This is a genomic window from Vibrio sp. SCSIO 43140, from assembly GCF_023716585.1.
Lineage (GTDB): Bacteria > Pseudomonadota > Gammaproteobacteria > Enterobacterales > Vibrionaceae > Vibrio > Vibrio maritimus_B.
Genome location: NZ_CP071850.1, coordinates 1920693 through 1937677, shown reverse-complemented (window position 1 = coordinate 1937677; position 16985 = coordinate 1920693). Strand labels below are relative to the sequence as shown.

Here is a 16985-nt window from a genome sequence, read left to right as displayed (position 1 = left end):
GCGAAATATGACAAGCAATGTGTCAATTGCGAAGTTTAGTATAAAAGGAAGTCAAGGTGAGCAATTTCAATAATAACGATGATCAGCGTCCACTTGATCACGAACCAGAGTTCAACAAATTTGTCGACGCAGCGATGTCACGTCGTCGTTTCCTGAAAGGTACGGGAGCGGCAGCAACTGTTGGCTTCTTTGCTGCGACGCCGGTCAGTCAAGCGGTAGCCAACGTAAAGGCGGCGAAATCTGACTTGATGGGCTTCAATGCGATACCTATTTCAACGGCAGATACTGTTCAAGTTCCAGATGGCTATCAGGCGAACGTGCTTATTTCTTGGGGCGACGCAATCAAAAAAGGCGCGCCTGCGTTTAGTCAAAGTAACGATTCTAAAGCGCAAGAGATGCAGTTTGGCGATAACAACGACGGCATGACCTTCTTCTTGATTGAAGATGATCGCGCTGTCTTAGTGGTGAACAACGAATACACTAACAACGAATACTTGTACACGCACCAAGGCAAAAACATATCAGCAGATGACGTTCGTAAAGCACAAGCAGCGCATGGCGTATCTGTTATTGAATTGAAAAAGAACTTTGGGCAATGGCAGGTAAATCTAGATGGGCGTCTCAATCGACGCGTTACGGCTTTTACTGAGATGGAAATGACGGGTGTTGCTGCTGGTCATGATTTGCTAAAAACAACGGCTGACAAGTCTGGTAGTAAGATCCTCGGTACCTTTAACAACTGTGCAAATGGTCAGACACCTTGGGGTACATATCTTACTTGTGAAGAGAACTTTAACGGCTACTTTGCCGATACCTCTGATTCAGAACTGCCAGAAAGTTACGCACGTTATGGTCTAAATAAAAAGGACCGCGGATACGACTGGTACAAGCACGATGCTCGTTTTGATATGGCGAAAGAACCGAACGAACCACATCGTCACGGTTGGGTTGTTGAAATCGATCCGATGAACCCTAACTCGACCCCGAAAAAACGCAGTGCGCTTGGACGCTTCAAGCACGAAAATGCTGCACTCACTATCAATGGTGATGGTCATGCCGTGGTGTATCTTGGTGATGATGAACGTGGCGAGCACCTCTACAAATTTGTGTCTAAGAACAAGTATGTTGAGGGTGCAGACTCTAACCGAGATCTCCTAGAAGAGGGCACGCTTTACGTTGCCAAATTCGATGGCGTACAGGGTGAGCTAAAAGGCAAAGGTGAATGGCTTGAGCTCACTTGGGGTAAAAATGGACTGACGCCAGAAAATGGCTTCCCAGATGCGGCGTCAGTGATGATTTTTGCCCGTATGGCGGCAACTCAAGTCGGTGCGACAACCATGGACCGTCCAGAGTGGGTTGCAGTGCATCCAGACAACAAATCGGTGTTCTGCACACTCACAAACAACAAGTATCGTGGCGTCAGAGAGAATCAGCCAATCAACGCGGTCAATCCACGTGAGAAAAACCCTTATGGGCATATCGTTCGTTGGAATCCAACGAGTGGTAGTCACACATCGGACACCTTCGAATGGGATATCTATGTCATCGCAGGCAACCCTGAAGTGCATGAATCTGGTTTGATGGCGGGTACTGAGAACATCAATAAAGACAATATGTTCAACAGCCCAGATGGCATCGGCTTTGATGTCGCAGGTCGCTTGTGGATTCAAACTGATGGAAAATACTCAAACAAAGGCGATTTTGCCGGCATGGGTAATAACCAAATGCTGTGTAGTGACCCAGCGACGGGAGAGATTCGTCGATTCCTCACCGGTCCTATTGCATGTGAAATCACTGGCCTGACATTCTCGCCCGACCACAAAACTATGTTTGTCGGCGTTCAGCACCCAGGTGAAGACCTGGCGCCTTCTCACTTCCCTGAAGGTGGTGATACGGTGCCTCGCTCATCGGTTATCATGATCAGTCGTAAAGATGGCGGTGTGATTGGTGCTTAGTCGACTGAACTACCAAAACTGAAAAGGGAGACCGCTTGGTCTCCCTTTTGCTATCTGAGCCTCGAGTATTTACGCGTTTTGAAAGCGAGCATCGAGCTTTTCCATCAAGATATCACGTTTGAAGGGCTTAGGTAGGTAGTCATCCATACCGCTGTCATAACATTTCTTAATATCGTCATCGAGTACGGACGCTGTTAGGGCAATGATGTGGGTCTGCTTTATTTCCTGCGACTTTTCAAATTCACGGATTGCTTTGGTTGCCTCAAATCCATCAAGAACCGGCATCATGCAGTCCATAAGCACCAATCCAATGGAACTATGTTGTTGCTGATAGATGTCGACGGCTTCTTGTCCATTGTTGGCTATGACAAAGTCGATGGAGAGCTTTTTCAAGTTTAAGCTCACAATCTGCTGGTTTACTTTATTGTCCTCGACCACGAGGATTTTAAAGTGCTTACGATCAGCGTTATCTTCCACTTTGATATCAGCAGTTTCCTCGCTCTGCTCAACGTTGCTTTGTTTTAGGGTATTGATGAGTCGATTACCAAACAGTGGACTGGTAATAAAAGCGGAAACATCGATATTGCTGCAATCGAGTGCTGCTTTGTTGTCTCGCAGTAACACGTGAGGTAAATGGTTAGCACATCGTTTTAGTGATGGCAGTATGCTTGCATCATCGAAAACCACAATCGTATTTTCGTTGAACTCGTTAAAGCTCTCATCGACATCATTTCGAGTGAATACCTCTAACTTGTAACGCTTGAACTCATCCATAAGAAGCAGGTTAGGGGAGTGAGTGACGTAGCAGATAGATTTATTGATTTCATTTTTAACCGAATGGCTATCGCGCTCAAAAGTGAGCTCGAAGCTAAATGTCGATCCTTTCCCTTTAGCTGAAGTCAGCGTTATTTTGCCGCCCATCATTTCTACCATCTTTGAACAGATAGCAAGTCCCAGGCCAGTGCCTCCATAATCCTTGGAGGTATCGGAATTCTCTTGTTTAAACTCCTCAAACACGCGCTTTTGCTTTTCTTGGTCAATGCCGATACCAGTATCAGCTACCACAAAACCGAGAGTGACTGTATCTTGGTTTGTGTCACAGCCTTTCAGTTTAAAGGCAATATGACCAGCCTCAGTGAATTTAATAGCGTTGGACGCCAAGTTCATAAGTGTCTGGCGCACCTTCTGCTCATCGGCTTGCACGTAATCAGGCACATCGGGGTCAATTTCAATCAGAATATCTAATGACTTTTGTTGGGCTTTTGGCGCGATTAACGCTGCGGTATCGTAGATAGTCTCTTTAATAGCAGTAGTATGTGGGCAGATCTCAAGGTGACCCGATTCTATTTTTGATAGGTCGAGAATGTCATTAATGAGCATCAACAAAGTCTGGGAAGAGGCATTAATCGTTGCAAGGTGGTCCTTTTGACTCGCTGTGAGACGCGTGTCGCCGAGGATCTCTGTCATGCCCAAGATACCGTTAAGCGGAGTGCGGATTTCGTGGGACATATTCGCAAGAAATGCACTTTTCGCTCTATTGGCTTGGATTTCGTGTTCCCTAGCGTAGATAAGCTGTTTTTCAAGCGCAGATATCTGACGAATGATGTATAGCAGTACGAGCAACACGGTAGCGACGAAAGCAATGGTCGCCAAAACACGGTTGCTCTCTACGTCACGTAATTTCTGGGTGATGAGGGGCGGCAGTTCATTGAATAAAGTGTTGAGTGCTCCTTCAAGCTGATGGATGGTTGCTCGAAGCTCACCAAGCTCCCCTTGGTAATGGGAGTAACCAAACTCTTCATAAGCGCCTTGAAGCCCATAAAACGCCAAGCGAAACTCTTGAAAACGACTAAACATCTCAAAGCTGAGTTGCTGGTCCGTAATCTCTTTTTCTAGCTGAGACAGATTACGTTCGATTCTTGGTAGGATTTCTGGGTCGAAGGTTGAGAAGAACTGGTACATGAGATCTTTTGTCGATAATGCGACAAAATCCATGCTTCTTGAGTCAGCGTCGATAAGCGCGCGCTCAAAAGCCAGGGCCTTATTTTTGAAGTGTTCAATCAAGCCTTCTTGCTGGTTATCACCATGAATTAATAGCACCAGTTCAGAGAGTTTAAAAAAGCGCTGTGTGTAGTCGTCTACACGAGAGAGGGCTGTTTGACCGTCGTAATCTATTTCAATGCCCGATGTTGCGACGCCAATATTAATCTGTCCAATTTGAGACAATATGGTCAGGTATTCGTCTTCCATTCTTTCTAGATATTTGGTGTCGACACGAGCAATAAAGTCTTTCTCATGACGTCGCATCATCAGCATAGTGTTCGCTGACGCCAATATGTCTTTTTGTAACCCAATCAGTTGTTCTTTGGTGTTATCTACGGTTCGCTCGGTATAGAAGAATACGGCAAGCAAGCCTAGTATCGTGCATGCGCCTATTAAGAGTATCTTTCGAATGGTGCGAGAGGGATTTGATTGGGTCGGAGGCATAGCTCAACATCCTGTTTTTACGGCTAATGGTGTCAAGTTTAACGCATAAAGCTCTGTAACTAAAATGAAACATTATTGTAATGCGAGCCTTTGGCGAGAGGGGTAGCAGTGGGAAAGTAGGGGGTATTTTAAGGTTAGGGTGGTTTTTTTTTAGATCGAGCCTTTACCCCCTCTAGCTCCCCCTATATAGGGGGAGAACTACGGGCTAGCTCCTATCGTCGCATCGCCTAATTTATACAGGCGGTGCACAGTGAGCCTTTGCTCCTCCAGTTTCCCTCTCAGTAAGTGGGAGAGACATAAGCAAGCACCTATCGTTGCGTCGCCATGAAGTGTAGGCTACGCGAGAGCGAGCCTGAGGCTCCTCCCCTTACTAAGGGGAGGCTGGGAGGGGTCACGCCGGACTAGAGCACGAATGGAATTAGTAAACTTTACCCTTACAACACCAATTCAAACCCACCATCGCCCCCGCGAACCACCACGCCCATCGGCGCATCCACATACCCGTCCGCCTTCGGCAGTTCTTCTCTCTTAGCATGATTCAGCACCGCAATCGTCATACAGCCAGCTGCTATCCCTGAGTTCAACCCAGCGACAGCATCTTCAAAACAGACACAATCTTTGGCTTCTAGACCAAGCTCTTTAGCTCCGCGAAGGTATGGTTGAGGGTGAGGCTTACCTTGGGAGAGAACTTCAGGTGTGATCAGCACTTTTGGCTTAGGTAAATTTGCAGCTTTGATACGCGCTGTGGCAACCGGCAAAGTGCCTGACGTTACAATCGCCCACGGGATATTCAGCTCATCCAGTCCATTGAGAAGCTCGACAGCGCCTGCAAGCGCGACAGTGCCCTCAGTGTTAGTTGCTTCATAGTGTTCGAGATAATCAAACTCTGCTTTGACTACGTCAGAGGTTGCTGGGGCGTTCATAAGCTCAGCAATAGAGTCAATGGCAGGCCTGCCATGAATACGAGACATTACGTAATCTGGGTCGAGTCCTTTAGATTCTGCCCACTTTGACCATGCACGAGTTACGCAGGGGATAGAATCGACTAAGGTACCATCAAGATCGAAGAGTAAACCTTTAAAAGAAAGCGTAGTCACAATAAGTGTTCCTATTTTAAATACTGAGAAAGTACATCCACGATTAGCTGGTGGTCCTCGTGTTGAGGCAGACCTGAAACAGTAATCGTACCAATCATACCGGTGTTGATGACACGAATCGGGAATGAGCCGCCGAAAGGGCTGTAATCCTTAGCATCGACGAAAGAGGCTTGGTCAATGGTTTTACCTTTCATCTCTAGGTAATGTTTCATATACCAAGAGCTGCGCTGAAATCGCTGAACCACGTTAGATTTACGTCGAACCCACTCTTGATTATCTAATGTCGCGCCATCTAACGCAGTGTAAAATAGACATTGGTTACCGACTGTGATGTCGATAGCGACTTTAGCTTGCTTACCTACCGCAAGAGCACGAAGTGCAGTACCAATCTGCCAAGCTGTCTCTTTGTTAAAGTGGGGGAATTGCAGTTCCTCTTCTTGAGAAATTAAAGAGGCTAAAAGATCTTGAAGTTCAGATGAGGTAGAGGTTGTCATTATCCGGTCCTTATAAACGAAAAAGGGCGAAGTAACACTGGACACGAATGAAGGTTACTTCGCCAAAACTTGGAACCTAACTAGAGCATCAGTCCAAGCCCGAGGTGAGAAGGTTTTAATTCCTTCCTACTTCCATTTGGAGTGATAGACTAGAGTTCTAACTCTGCCATCAGTTTTTGTTCAATCTCACTGCTGGATTTGGCATTGAAGAGCGCGTCACGGAAGTCGGCATGCATAATTTTGCGTGCGAGCTTCGAGAAAATCTTCATATGCTGGTCGCCGGCAGCATGCTTATTTAACGTCAGCATGATGACGAATTGTGCTTCTTCATCGCCCCATTGAATCGGTTTGGCGAGACGACACACGCTTACCGCAGACTGCTCGATGTGTTCACTCTTGGTATGTGGAATAGCAAAACCAAACCCAAGCCCGGTAGAGAACACATCTTCACGCGCCCACAAATCATCCGCCAGTTTATTCGGATAACGGCAACGACCTGTAAGGAAGAGGTTATCTGACAGTGTTTTAATCACTTCTTCTTTGCTGCGAAGGTCTAAGTCGAGCTTGATGCAATCCTCTGAAATAAGCGGCGCTTCAGTTTGGGCCATTCGGAACTGTGCAAGCAGATGCTCTACTTCAAGAGGTGTGCGGCATTGCATCGCTTTATTAAGTAGCTGACGGCATTCGCGACTATCTAGGTTCGAGATACGTTCTTTAGTCGCAGCAATGCTTGGCGCACTCATGCTGATTTCATCCAGACCAAGACCAACCAACAGTGGTAGCACTGAGCCTTTCGCACCTAGTTCTCCACAAAGGCCAACCCACTTACCATGGCGATGTACTTCGCTTACCACGTGATCCAGTGTTCTTAGGAAAGCTGGGTTTAAGCTGTTGTAGTGTTTGGTGACTTTAGCGTTGTCTCGATCCACCGCCATCAGATACTGGGTTAGGTCATTAGAGCCAATAGAGAAGAAGTCGACTTCTTCACAGCATTGATCGATGATGAACGCGACAGAAGGGACTTCCATCATGATGCCGAGTGGGATCTTCTCATCAAACGGCACTTGCTCTTTACGAAGGTCTTGGCGAACTTCTGCGAGAATGTCTTTTACCCAAAGGATCTCTTCCATTGATGAAATCATCGGGATCATGATTTTTAATGGACCATGCGCAGAGGCTCTTAGAATCGCTCTAAGCTGTGTTTTGAACAGTTCAATAAACTCTTCGTAGATACGAACCGCGCGGTAGCCAAGGAATGGGTTGTTCTCTTTCGGGATGTTGAGGTAATCAACGGGCTTGTCACCACCGATATCAATAGTGCGGACGATGATAGCTCGACCCGCCGCAGCATCGAGAGCTTGGCAGAAGATATTGTATAGCTCGTCTTCTTTAGGTGCACTCTTGCGATCCATATACAGCATTTCTGTACGGAATAAGCCAATGGCTTCAGCGCCGGAATCAAAGGCGGATTTGGCCTCTACTGAGTGAGCGATGTTGGCTGCCACTTCGAGCTTTTTGCCATCTTCTGTCATGCCTTGCGTGTCTTTAAATGCTGCTTGTCGCTCTCGAACCGTGTTAATGACACGCTGCTCTTGCTCGTAATAGCGAACAACGGGCTCACTTAAGTCTGTCACAATGGCGCCAAGGTTAGCGTCTAGGTAGACCTCACTGCCAATGTTGGCATCCAATGATCCGTCTTTAACGCCGACGACCGTAGGAATGCCGAACGAGCGAGCGAGAATAACGGTATGAGAGGTGCTGCCGCCATGGGTCAAAACAAGACCTTTTAGAAGCGCTTTGTCTAGCTCAAGAAACTGGCTAGGGGTGAGGTCTTCAGCCATGCAAATCGAGGCTTCAGTCAGTGCAAGTTGGCTGGTGTAGTGCTCATCACCATAGATAGTTTGCAGCAGCTGGAAACATACGTCGCGGATGTCGAGTTCGCGCTCGCGCAGATACTGGCTTGATGATTTTTGCAATTGTTCTGCGTAGTGTTTGGCAGTGGCAATAACAGACTGAGCGCTGCTGCGACCTTCAACTAGGTTAGTGTTTAGCTGTTTGGCAAACTCTTCATCGTTAAGAATAGACAGGTGCGCCGCGAGTACTTCACTTTCGGTGTCGACCGAGGTTTTCGCTTGCACCTCGATTGATTTCGCTAAGTGGGCGACGCCTGATTTCAATGCTGATTGCTCTTGAGTTAGTGGCTTTGCTTCCGGCATATAAGGGAGCTGGTCAAAATTGATTGCACCAACTTTTACCACCTCACCGCGTCCGACCCCAGAACTGACGGAAGTCGCTCTAACCACACCTGAGGTTAGGTTTGCCAGGTTACGAGGCAGTGGTTGCTGCTCTTCATCGGCCTGCGTTTGTTCTAGAGGCGCATCGCAGTGCGGGAACTCATTAGCAATAAAGCTTTTGAGTGCTTCTAATGCTGTTTCTTCGTCCTCACCTTCAATAGTGATCACACATTTGTCGCCAAGCAGAGTATCGGTACCGATAAGAGATAAAACGCTTTTCGCATTTCCAGAAAGCCCGGTACGCTCGTTCTGCCATTCAATGTTCGATTGATATTGATTACAAAGGGTTTCTACATGACCCGCTGGTCTCGCGTGAACACCATTCGGCAATTCACAAGAAAACGTAAAACTTCTCATAGGGGCTCATTCCTTAGGTTCGAAATTGTTATTGGTTGTTTATGACTACAACTTTAACAGTTCCAAAAATTGGAGCTATTGGATAAAAGTGCTAAAAACTGGATATTTGTTAGATGCTGGATTAACTGTGATAGCGCTCAAAAATACAGTTAATCTTGTGACTTCTGTCATGTTGATCGTTGTATTAATAGTGGTTGATATTACGGTAAATCATTCTAAAACAATGCCTTACAAATAAATTGCGTCTTCTCTATCTTGCTGTTACTCAAAGTGTGCTCAAGATCAATATTCATCTCACACCTAACAAATATCCAGTAAAAAGCAGTTTTGTCCTCTAACTGGATAGCACAAATGCTCACTATTATAACCCTGTGCGATAGAGATGGAGTTTCTCTGAAGCTTAATCAAAAACGTGAGCCAATAAATATAAAAGAAGTACTTCCTTTAATAAAAAATTTTAATACTTATGTACTCTAAGGAGAGGTCAATGAATGACTTAATCTCAATTCTTAAAAACACAAGACAACATCTAATGACGGGTGTGTCTCATATGATTCCTTTCGTGGTTGCGGGCGGTATCTTACTTGCGGCTTCGGTCATGCTTTATGGTGAGGGTGCAGTACCAGAAGAGGGAACCTGGCTGCATGATCTGTTCTTCATCGGTGTTGCTGGCTTCCAACTTATGGTTCCCATTCTTGCTGCTTACATCGGTTATTCCATTGCGGACCGCTCGGCGCTAGCCCCTTCTGCTATTGCAGCTTTCATTGGCGCTAATATGTACAACACGGGTTTCTTTGGCGCGATTTTCGCGGGTCTCCTAGGTGGTATCGTTGTCTTCTACCTCAAAAAGATCAAAGTGCCAGCATTTGCTCGCTCTATCATGCCTATCTTTGTCATTCCTATCATAGGTACGTTTATTACTGCAGGCGCCATTGTATGGGGTATCGGTGAGCCAATTGGTGCGGCAACTGAAGGTCTAACTAGCTTCCTTAAAGGCATGCAAGACTCAAGCATTGTGGTACTCGCTATCATCATGGGTCTAATGATTGCTTTCGATATGGGTGGTCCGGTCAACAAAGTGGCTTATGCATTCGTCATTCTTTGTGTCGGTGAAGGTATCTACAACGTTGCTGGTATCAGTGCAGTAGCGGTTGCTACGCCATCAGTAGGCATGGGTCTTGCGACTTTCCTAAACAAAAAACTATACGGCTCTGACGAACAAGAAGCAGGCCGCGCATCAATCCTAATGGGCACCATGGGTATCACTGAGGGTGCGATTCCTTTCGCAGCTGCAGACCCACTGCGTGTTCTACCGTCAATCATGATCGGTACGGCAACAGGCGCCGCAACGGCAGCTGTCTTGGGTGTTGAGTGTTTCGCTGCATGGGGTGGCTTGATTGTACTGCCAGTGGTTGAGGGACGATTTGGCTTCCTGATTGCACTCGCTGTGGGCTCTCTTGTTACCGCACTAATGGTTAACTTCCTAAAAGCACGTCGTAAGGTAGAAGAGCCAAAGAAAGAAGAATCCGATGATTTAGACCTAGATATCACTATCGGTTAGTTCGAGATTTCACGGTTAGTTCGAGATATCACGGTTAACTCTTAGAAATTGAAAGATATATCCAATAAAAACAGAACGTTAAAAATAAAAGGTGAGAATTATGACTAGTATCGTAGCAGTAACAGCATGCCCATCTGGCGTAGCACATACCTACATGGCAGCAGAAGCGGTTGAAGCAGCAGCAAAAGCAAAAGGCTGGAACTGTAAAGTTGAAACTCAAGGCTCTATCGGTATCGAGAATGAGCTAAGTGCAGAAGACATTGCTGGCGCTGACATCGTTATCTTGACCAAGGACATTGGTATCAAGAACGAAGATCGATTCAAAGGTAAGACGATTGTTCGTATCGGTGTGAGCGACGCAGTTAAGCGCTCTGAAGCAGTAATGGACAAGATTGCCGCGCATCTAGAGAAAGCGACGGCATAAATAAATATGGCTCCTTCATTCAGAGGAGCCTTCATACCACAGTCACTTGTTTTGCCGGTTTAGCAAAGGTGACTCTGATATGAACTCAATCAGTACCCACATATAAAAATAATGGAGCCTATTGTGAGCACCGAAAGAATAACTCGATTAAAGTCTGCCCTGTTTGAAGCCCAACGAGAAATTTCCCTAGAGCGCGCTCTTCTGTACACCGAGAGTCATCAACAAACGGAAGGCGAGCACACCTTGATCCGCCGTGCTAAGGCCACCGCTCATGTTATGGACAATGTCGCGATATCTATTCGTGATGATGAGCTCATTGCAGGTAACCGAACCGTGAAATCTCGCGCTGGTATTGTGTCCCCAGAAATGGACCCGTACTGGATTGAGAAAGAGCTCGATATTTTCGAGTCACGTCCGCAGGATAAATTCTTTATCTCTGAGGATGATAAGGCGGTCTACAAGGAGACGTTATTACCTTATTGGTCTGAACGTTCGATGAAAGATTTCATCAATGGGCAGATCCCTGACAACGTCAAAGAGGCTGTTGCTGAGAAAGTCTTTAGTGTTAACCAGACTGATAAAGGCCAAGGGCACATCATCATCGATTTTGATCGATTGCTAGAAAAAGGTCTTGGTGCGTTAACCGATGAAATGTCGACACTGGCGACGGTCAATGCTGATAACGAGTTTTATCAATCGGTTTTGATCCTCTTAGAGGCGTCCACACGTCACATTCGCCGATATGAGGCCCTTGCTAATCAAATGGCAGCAGAGTGTGAGTGCCCAGTACGCGCCGCTGAACTAACCCGTATTGCAAGCATTTCGGCAAACATCGCGACCCAAAAGCCGCAAGGTTTCTATGAAGCGTGCCAGCTGTTCTGGTATATGAACATTATTTTGCAACATGAATCTAATGCGAGCTCGCTTTCACTGGGTCGCTTTGATCAATACATGATGCCGTTCTATCAAGCGTCTATTGAACAAGGTGAATCACCTGCATTTTTACAAGAACTACTCGAGAGTTTGTGGGTTAAGACCAATGACATCGTTCTGCTGCGCTCATCTAGCAGTGCTAAGTTTTTTGCGGGCTTCCCAACGGGATACACCATTTTGCTTGGCGGCTTGACCGAGAATGGACGCAGCGCTGTAAACACCTTGTCTTCCCTCTGTTTGGATGCTTATCAAAGCGTTCAACTACCGCAGCCTAACCTTGGTGTGCGCGTGAATGAGTTTATCGATAGAGCGTTCTTGAATAAAACCGCAGAGACGATTCGCCTCGGAACGGGTATTCCACAGATCTTCAACGATGAAGTCGTGGTGCCAGCGTTTTTAAACCGTGGCGTGTCGTTAGAAGATGCTCGTGATTACTCCGTTGTCGGCTGCGTCGAATTGTCTATTCCAGGCAAAACCTATGGATTGCACGATATTGCCATGTTTAACCTGCTCAAAGTGATGGAGCTGGTTCTAAAACGCAATAAAGACAATCAAGAAGTCTCGTTTGACGCTTTAATGTCTGAGATCCGCAGTGATATTTGTGACTACGTTAAGTTAATGGTCGAAGGCTCGAATATTTGCGATGTGGGTCATCGTGATTGGGCACCGGTACCGCTTCTATCTTCGTTCATCAATGATTGCATCGAGAATGGCAAAGACATCACTTACGGTGGTGGACGCTATAACTTCTCTGGTGTGCAAGGCATTGGTATTGCTAACCTGTCTGACTCTCTTATGGCGCTCAAACGTTTTGTGTTTGAAGAGAAGCGCATGAGCTTTGCTGAGTTTATTGAGGTGCTGGAATCTAACTTTGAAGGCAAAGAAGGTGAGCGCGTTAGAGCTCGCTTGATGAACCGATACGAGAAGTATGGCAACGATATCGATGAGGTCGATGCTATGGGGGCAGACTTACTTCGTTTGTTCTGCAAAGAAGTCGAGACTTACGAAAACCCTCGTGGTGGCTATTTTACACCAGGCTCTTACACAGTGTCAGCACACGTGCCACTCGGAGCGGTCGTTGGTGCAACGCCTGATGGTCGTCTGGCAGGTGAGCAGTTGGCTGATGGTGGTCTATCGCCGATGTTAGGTAAAGATCAACAGGGCCCAACCGCCGTGCTTAAGTCAGTCAGCAAACTGGATAATTACTTGCTCTCGAATGGCAGCTTGCTGAATGTGAAGTTTACCCCTTCAACGCTTGAGGGCGAGCAAGGCATTACTAAACTGGGCGACTTTTTGCGTGCTTTTATGAAGCTCAAACTGCAGCACATCCAATTTAACGTGCTTAATGCAGAAACCCTTCGCAAAGCACAGGAAAAACCAGAGGACTATGCTGGGTTGGTCGTTCGAGTTGCGGGTTACAGTGCGTTTTTCGTCGAGCTGTCTAAAGAGATTCAAGACGACATCATTCGAAGAACTGCCCATGAGCTGTGAGTGCAACACTAGCGGTTCACGCTGCGGAGAACATAAAGGAGAGCTGGGCTCTCCTTCACCAACCGCTCGAGTGTTCAATGTTCAACGCTACTCGCTCAATGATGGTGAGGGGATACGTACTGTCGTGTTTTTTAAAGGGTGTCCATTGAAGTGCCCTTGGTGTGCGAACCCAGAATCTCGCTCTATTGAACAAGTAAACATTCGTAGAGAGTCAAAATGTCTTCAATGTGATGTGTGTGAGCAGGATGTTGACGAGTGTCCTAGCGGTGCTTTTGAACAAGTCGGTTACGACGTCACGGTTGAAGAGCTAATTGCAGAAATCGCCAAAGACGATGTGTTTTATCAAACCTCTGGAGGCGGGGTGACATTATCCGGTGGCGAGGTTTTGGTTCACGGTAAGTTCTGTATTGAACTCCTTAAACAACTTAAAAAGCTTGGTTACAAAACGGCGATCGAGACCTCTGGGCATGGGAACAGCAACCACCTTGCAGAGATGGCGAAATACTGTGATGAGATTTTGTTTGATTTCAAAATGATGAATAGAGAGCAAGCCAAAGACGTCATTGGTATTAATTTGGATAAAGTGCTCAAGAGTTTTGATGCGCTAAAGTCGGCACCTTGTAAGTTGATCCCAAGGTTGCCACTGATTCCAGGGTACACTCTCGACCTCATCAATGTCGATAAGGTGCTGAAATTTTTAGCACCCTATTCGTTAGAAGAGTTACACCTGCTGCCTTTCCATCAATTTGGTTCCAGCAAATACGAAACACTAGGGATGACGTATTCGATGAAGGATACCCCGGTACCTATAAAACAAGAAGTTGATGCTATTCAGCGCCATGTCGAAGCACATGGATACATAGTAGTCATAGGAGGCTAGACATGAGCAAGAAGCGAATTTTAATTACTGGTGCGGGTGGTTTCTTCGGAACACGATTTATTAACCGCTATCAAGGTGAGTTCGAGGTTCGAGGCACTGACGTTGCCCAATTAGACATCACGGACGCTGATGCAGTGAACCGCATCTTAGGTGAGTTCAAGCCTGATTTTGTCATCCATGCCGCTGCTATCGCCGTCACTGATTTTTGCAACAAGCATCCAGATGTGGCGCATAAAGTGAACGTTCAAGGAGCGATTAATGTCGCTAAAGCTTGTAAAGATGTGGGGGCGAAGCTGGTGTTTATATCCACTGAGCAAGTGTTCAATGGCAATCCAGAAGCAGGACCATACACAGAAGAATCAACACCAGTGCCGGATACGGTCTACGGTCAAAACAAACTGGAAGCCGAGCGTGAGTTAGCGACGATTTTGCCTGAGATGTGGGTGCTGAGATTCACCTGGTTGTTTGGTCTTCCTGAGCGCAATACAACGATCAATCCGAATGTGGTTTGGAATGCGACTCAAGCGTTATTTAACGGTGAGACCATGCACGAACGAGGCAATGAGTTCCGTGGTTTAACGTATGTTCATGAGCTTATTGAGCAGTTTCCAAAGATATTCGAAATTCCTTATGGAACTTACCACACTGGCGCGCACAACGACGCAAGCCGCTATGAGATAGCACTACATATTTTAACTGAGCTTAAACTCGGAGACCGCATCCAAGAGGTTCTGGTGCAAAGTGACGCGCCAAAGACACGTGATGTGAGACTTGATACCAGCAAGCTTGCTGCTCAGGGCATTGAGTTTACTGTGAGCAAACAAGCGATTACTAAGTGTTTGAAAGAATTTGGCTACTAAACATTGTCTTTAAAAAAATGGTCTTTAAAGAACCAGTCTTTATAAACCGGCCACACAGTAGCGACCCAAATTACCATTGGAGATGTACCCATGATTTATATGCTTGATACCGCCAACCTAGATGCAATTAAAAAAGCGGTAGACTTGTACCCAATAGTCGGTGTTACAACCAACCCGACCATCATAGCTAAAGAGAATCGTCCTTTACGCGATATCATTTTAGATATCCGTGAAATTATTGGTCCAGATCGCATGTTGCATGCGCAAGTCGTTAGCGATAGCGCGGAAGTAATGCTGGAAGAAGCGAAGGCGTTGCGTAAGCTTGATTCAGAAATCATCGTTAAGGTACCCGTGACACCTCAAGGTATTAAAGCTATGAAGCTAATCAGTGCCGAAGGTATACGAATTACGGCGACTGCGATTTTAACGCCACAACAAGCCTTGATGGCTGCGATGGCTGGAGCTGAATTTTTAGCACCCTATGTAAACCGACTGGATAACATCTGTGGTGATGGTACTCAAGTGGCTGCGGAGATGGCACATCTTATCGATGTCTATCAGCTGGATGCGAAGGTACTCGCCGCGTCGTTTAAGAACGTACAACAAGTCCATGAGGTTGCCAAAGCAGGCGTACAGTCGGTAACAATCGCACCGGATGTATTTGACCAGTTGCTGGTTCATCCGCTGACTGATTCCGGTGTCGCGGGCTTTATGAGCGATTGGAATCAAGCGTATGGAGAGGGCAAAACGGTTCTTGATTTACTATGATCATGATTAGGAACAAGTTTACATAGAATAGACAAAGACAGGGATGCCTAGTGAGATTATACTCACTAGGCTTTTTGCTATAGAAAGATCTTAGGATAAGAATGAAGTTAGTTGGAGTTACGGCGTGTATTAGCGGTGTTGCGCACACCTATATGGCCGCAGAATTATTAGAGAAGTCTGCTAAGAAAGCTGGTTATAAGATTCAGGTTGAGACTCAAGGCGCTCTGGGGTCAGAGAACGCTATTGATCAAGCAGCCATAGACGAAGCGGACGTTGCCTTCATTATTGCGGATATCAACATTGAGGGTGTGGAGCGATTCGCGCAATCACGACTGATTAAAATGTCGATTTCAGACTTTCTGCGTAACCCAGAATTGGCGATGAGTGCAATAGAGCGCGCGAAACGCGCCCCAGCAGGAACCGTTATCAACGTATAGATCTATTCTACCGTTCCGCTTTGATAGTGCGCTCGATACTGTGAAGGGGAACGGTCAGTTTGTTGTTTGAACACTCGGCAAAAGTAATTACTATCATTGAATCCACAGCGATGTGCGACTTCCTTAACTTTCGTATCGTATTGTTTTAATAGATACTTTGCTCTCTCCAATCGAATCCTAGTCAGATACTCATTAAACTTAACATTGCCTTCTTTATGAAAAAGCTGTGACAAGTAATTCGGTGAAACATAAAAGTGTTTAGCGACCGATTCGCGAGTAAGTGGCTCGTGGTAGTTCTGCTCTAAGTAATCCCTAACCGCATCGAACAGGGCTTTACTCTTAGATGGTGTTTCTGGTGGGTTATGAATCAGGTCATGGATATGACTAAACAAGCTGCTCGCGAGTAATCTCAGCGTATTTTGATCTTGTGAGTGCCATGCCAGCTCCTCGATCGCTTGCAGTATAAATGAGCCAGTTCTTGGTCCACGTCTGGCGACGTTTTCTTTGATGGCAGAATCAAACTTTTCTCCATCCCAACTGAGCAAGCTCATGCCAAAGCTTTGTTTGCCGACCAATATGGTCATGGTGACAACCGGTTTATCCCAATTAGGTTTGTTCCAGCTCTCCGCGGGTAGGTAAAGAACATCTCCTTGCTTTAATACGACACCAGTATCCGTTCCTACGTTATTACCTACGTCCATTTCCAACTCTCCAATAAGTACCATTTCAATGCGTGGGAAATGAACCTGGTAGGCAAGGGGAGGTGGACTTGGCAAGTTGCCCGCGAACTGCAGGGAATGTATTTCTGCGGTTTGCGTAGCATAGTGGTGAAGCGCTTCAATAAGGTATGTTCTGTCTAACATGCTTTTATAACATTCTTCTAGAAAATAGTGATGTATTGATTCGAGTTGGCATTATACGTCACTTGATATTTCAAGCGGTTTGAG

13 protein-coding genes are annotated in these 16985 nt (G+C 46.2%); 8 read left to right on the top strand and 5 right to left on the bottom strand.

What is annotated here, in order from left to right; translation table 11 throughout:
- Positions 1 to 134 precede the first annotated feature (134 nt).
- Positions 135 to 1955, top strand: coding sequence for a PhoX family protein (locus J4N45_RS08945; RefSeq protein ID WP_252014680.1), 1821 nt, complete (start codon positions 135 to 137; stop codon positions 1953 to 1955).
- 69 nt (positions 1956 to 2024) lie between these two features.
- Here J4N45_RS08945 and J4N45_RS08940 read toward each other — a convergent pair whose 3' ends face one another.
- The 4 genes from J4N45_RS08940 to ptsP form a co-directional block, all read right to left on the bottom strand.
- The gene (locus J4N45_RS08940; RefSeq protein WP_252014590.1) at positions 2025 to 4442 is read right to left on the bottom strand and encodes a hybrid sensor histidine kinase/response regulator; all 2418 of its coding nucleotides are present in this window, start codon (positions 4440 to 4442) and stop codon (positions 2025 to 2027) included.
- A 434-nt stretch (positions 4443 to 4876) separates the two neighbouring features.
- Entirely contained in the window at positions 4877 to 5539 is a 663-nt protein-coding gene (locus J4N45_RS08935) for an HAD-IA family hydrolase (protein ID WP_252014589.1), read from the bottom strand.
- Between the two features lie 11 nt (positions 5540 to 5550).
- A complete protein-coding gene (locus tag J4N45_RS08930) occupies positions 5551 to 6033 on the bottom strand; it encodes a heme-degrading domain-containing protein (protein ID WP_128649924.1) in 483 nt (160 codons plus the stop codon).
- 149 nt (positions 6034 to 6182) lie between these two features.
- Entirely contained in the window at positions 6183 to 8684 is a 2502-nt protein-coding gene (ptsP, locus tag J4N45_RS08925) for a phosphoenolpyruvate--protein phosphotransferase (RefSeq protein WP_252014588.1), read from the bottom strand.
- Positions 8685 to 9171: 487 nt separating this feature from the next.
- Here ptsP and J4N45_RS08920 point away from each other — a divergent pair, with 487 nt between their 5' ends.
- The 7 genes from J4N45_RS08920 (at position 9172) to J4N45_RS08890 (ending at position 16038) form a co-directional block, all read left to right on the top strand.
- Entirely contained in the window at positions 9172 to 10245 is a 1074-nt protein-coding gene (locus J4N45_RS08920) for a PTS fructose transporter subunit EIIC (protein ID WP_042472751.1), read from the top strand.
- Between the two features lie 100 nt (positions 10246 to 10345).
- A complete protein-coding gene (locus J4N45_RS08915) occupies positions 10346 to 10669 on the top strand; it encodes a PTS fructose-like transporter subunit IIB (RefSeq protein WP_042472753.1) in 324 nt (107 codons plus the stop codon).
- A 123-nt stretch (positions 10670 to 10792) separates the two neighbouring features.
- A complete protein-coding gene (locus J4N45_RS08910) occupies positions 10793 to 13093 on the top strand; it encodes a formate C-acetyltransferase (protein WP_252014587.1) in 2301 nt (766 codons plus the stop codon).
- Positions 13083 to 13973 (top strand): [formate-C-acetyltransferase]-activating enzyme, encoded by an 891-nt coding sequence (locus J4N45_RS08905; protein ID WP_252014586.1) that lies wholly within the window; start codon positions 13083 to 13085, stop codon positions 13971 to 13973. The genes J4N45_RS08910 and J4N45_RS08905 overlap by 11 nt, the downstream gene beginning before the upstream one ends.
- A 2-nt stretch (positions 13974 to 13975) precedes the next feature.
- Positions 13976 to 14833, top strand: a complete 858-nt coding sequence (locus J4N45_RS08900; RefSeq protein ID WP_252014585.1) for an SDR family oxidoreductase — start codon at positions 13976 to 13978, stop codon at positions 14831 to 14833.
- Between the two features lie 90 nt (positions 14834 to 14923).
- Entirely contained in the window at positions 14924 to 15601 is a 678-nt protein-coding gene (locus J4N45_RS08895) for a fructose-6-phosphate aldolase (protein ID WP_252014584.1), read from the top strand.
- Positions 15602 to 15702: 101 nt separating this feature from the next.
- Positions 15703 to 16038, top strand: coding sequence for a PTS fructose transporter subunit IIB (locus J4N45_RS08890; protein ID WP_252014583.1), 336 nt, complete (start codon positions 15703 to 15705; stop codon positions 16036 to 16038).
- Positions 16039 to 16040: 2 nt separating this feature from the next.
- Here J4N45_RS08890 and J4N45_RS08885 read toward each other — a convergent pair whose 3' ends face one another.
- Positions 16041 to 16901 (bottom strand): helix-turn-helix domain-containing protein, encoded by an 861-nt coding sequence (locus J4N45_RS08885; RefSeq protein ID WP_252014582.1) that lies wholly within the window; start codon positions 16899 to 16901, stop codon positions 16041 to 16043.
- Positions 16902 to 16985: the final 84 nt, after the last annotated feature.

Bases quoted from the DNA above. Each gene is read 5' to 3' on its own strand.
- J4N45_RS08945 (WP_252014680.1), top strand. From the start codon at position 135: ATGTCACGTCGTCGTTTCCTGAAAGGTACGGGAGCGGCAGCAACTGTT.
- J4N45_RS08940 (WP_252014590.1), bottom strand. From the start codon at position 4,442: ATGCCTCCGACCCAATCAAATCCCTCTCGCACCATTCGAAAGATACTC.
- J4N45_RS08930 (WP_128649924.1), bottom strand. From the start codon at position 6,033: ATGACAACCTCTACCTCATCTGAACTTCAAGATCTTTTAGCCTCTTTA.
- ptsP (WP_252014588.1), bottom strand. From the start codon at position 8,684: ATGAGAAGTTTTACGTTTTCTTGTGAATTGCCGAATGGTGTTCACGCG.
- J4N45_RS08920 (WP_042472751.1), top strand. From the start codon at position 9,172: ATGAATGACTTAATCTCAATTCTTAAAAACACAAGACAACATCTAATG.
- J4N45_RS08915 (WP_042472753.1), top strand. From the start codon at position 10,346: ATGACTAGTATCGTAGCAGTAACAGCATGCCCATCTGGCGTAGCACAT.
- J4N45_RS08905 (WP_252014586.1), top strand. From the start codon at position 13,083: ATGAGCTGTGAGTGCAACACTAGCGGTTCACGCTGCGGAGAACATAAA.
- J4N45_RS08900 (WP_252014585.1), top strand. From the start codon at position 13,976: ATGAGCAAGAAGCGAATTTTAATTACTGGTGCGGGTGGTTTCTTCGGA.
- J4N45_RS08895 (WP_252014584.1), top strand. From the start codon at position 14,924: ATGATTTATATGCTTGATACCGCCAACCTAGATGCAATTAAAAAAGCG.
- J4N45_RS08890 (WP_252014583.1), top strand. From the start codon at position 15,703: ATGAAGTTAGTTGGAGTTACGGCGTGTATTAGCGGTGTTGCGCACACC.
- J4N45_RS08885 (WP_252014582.1), bottom strand. From the start codon at position 16,901: ATGTTAGACAGAACATACCTTATTGAAGCGCTTCACCACTATGCTACG.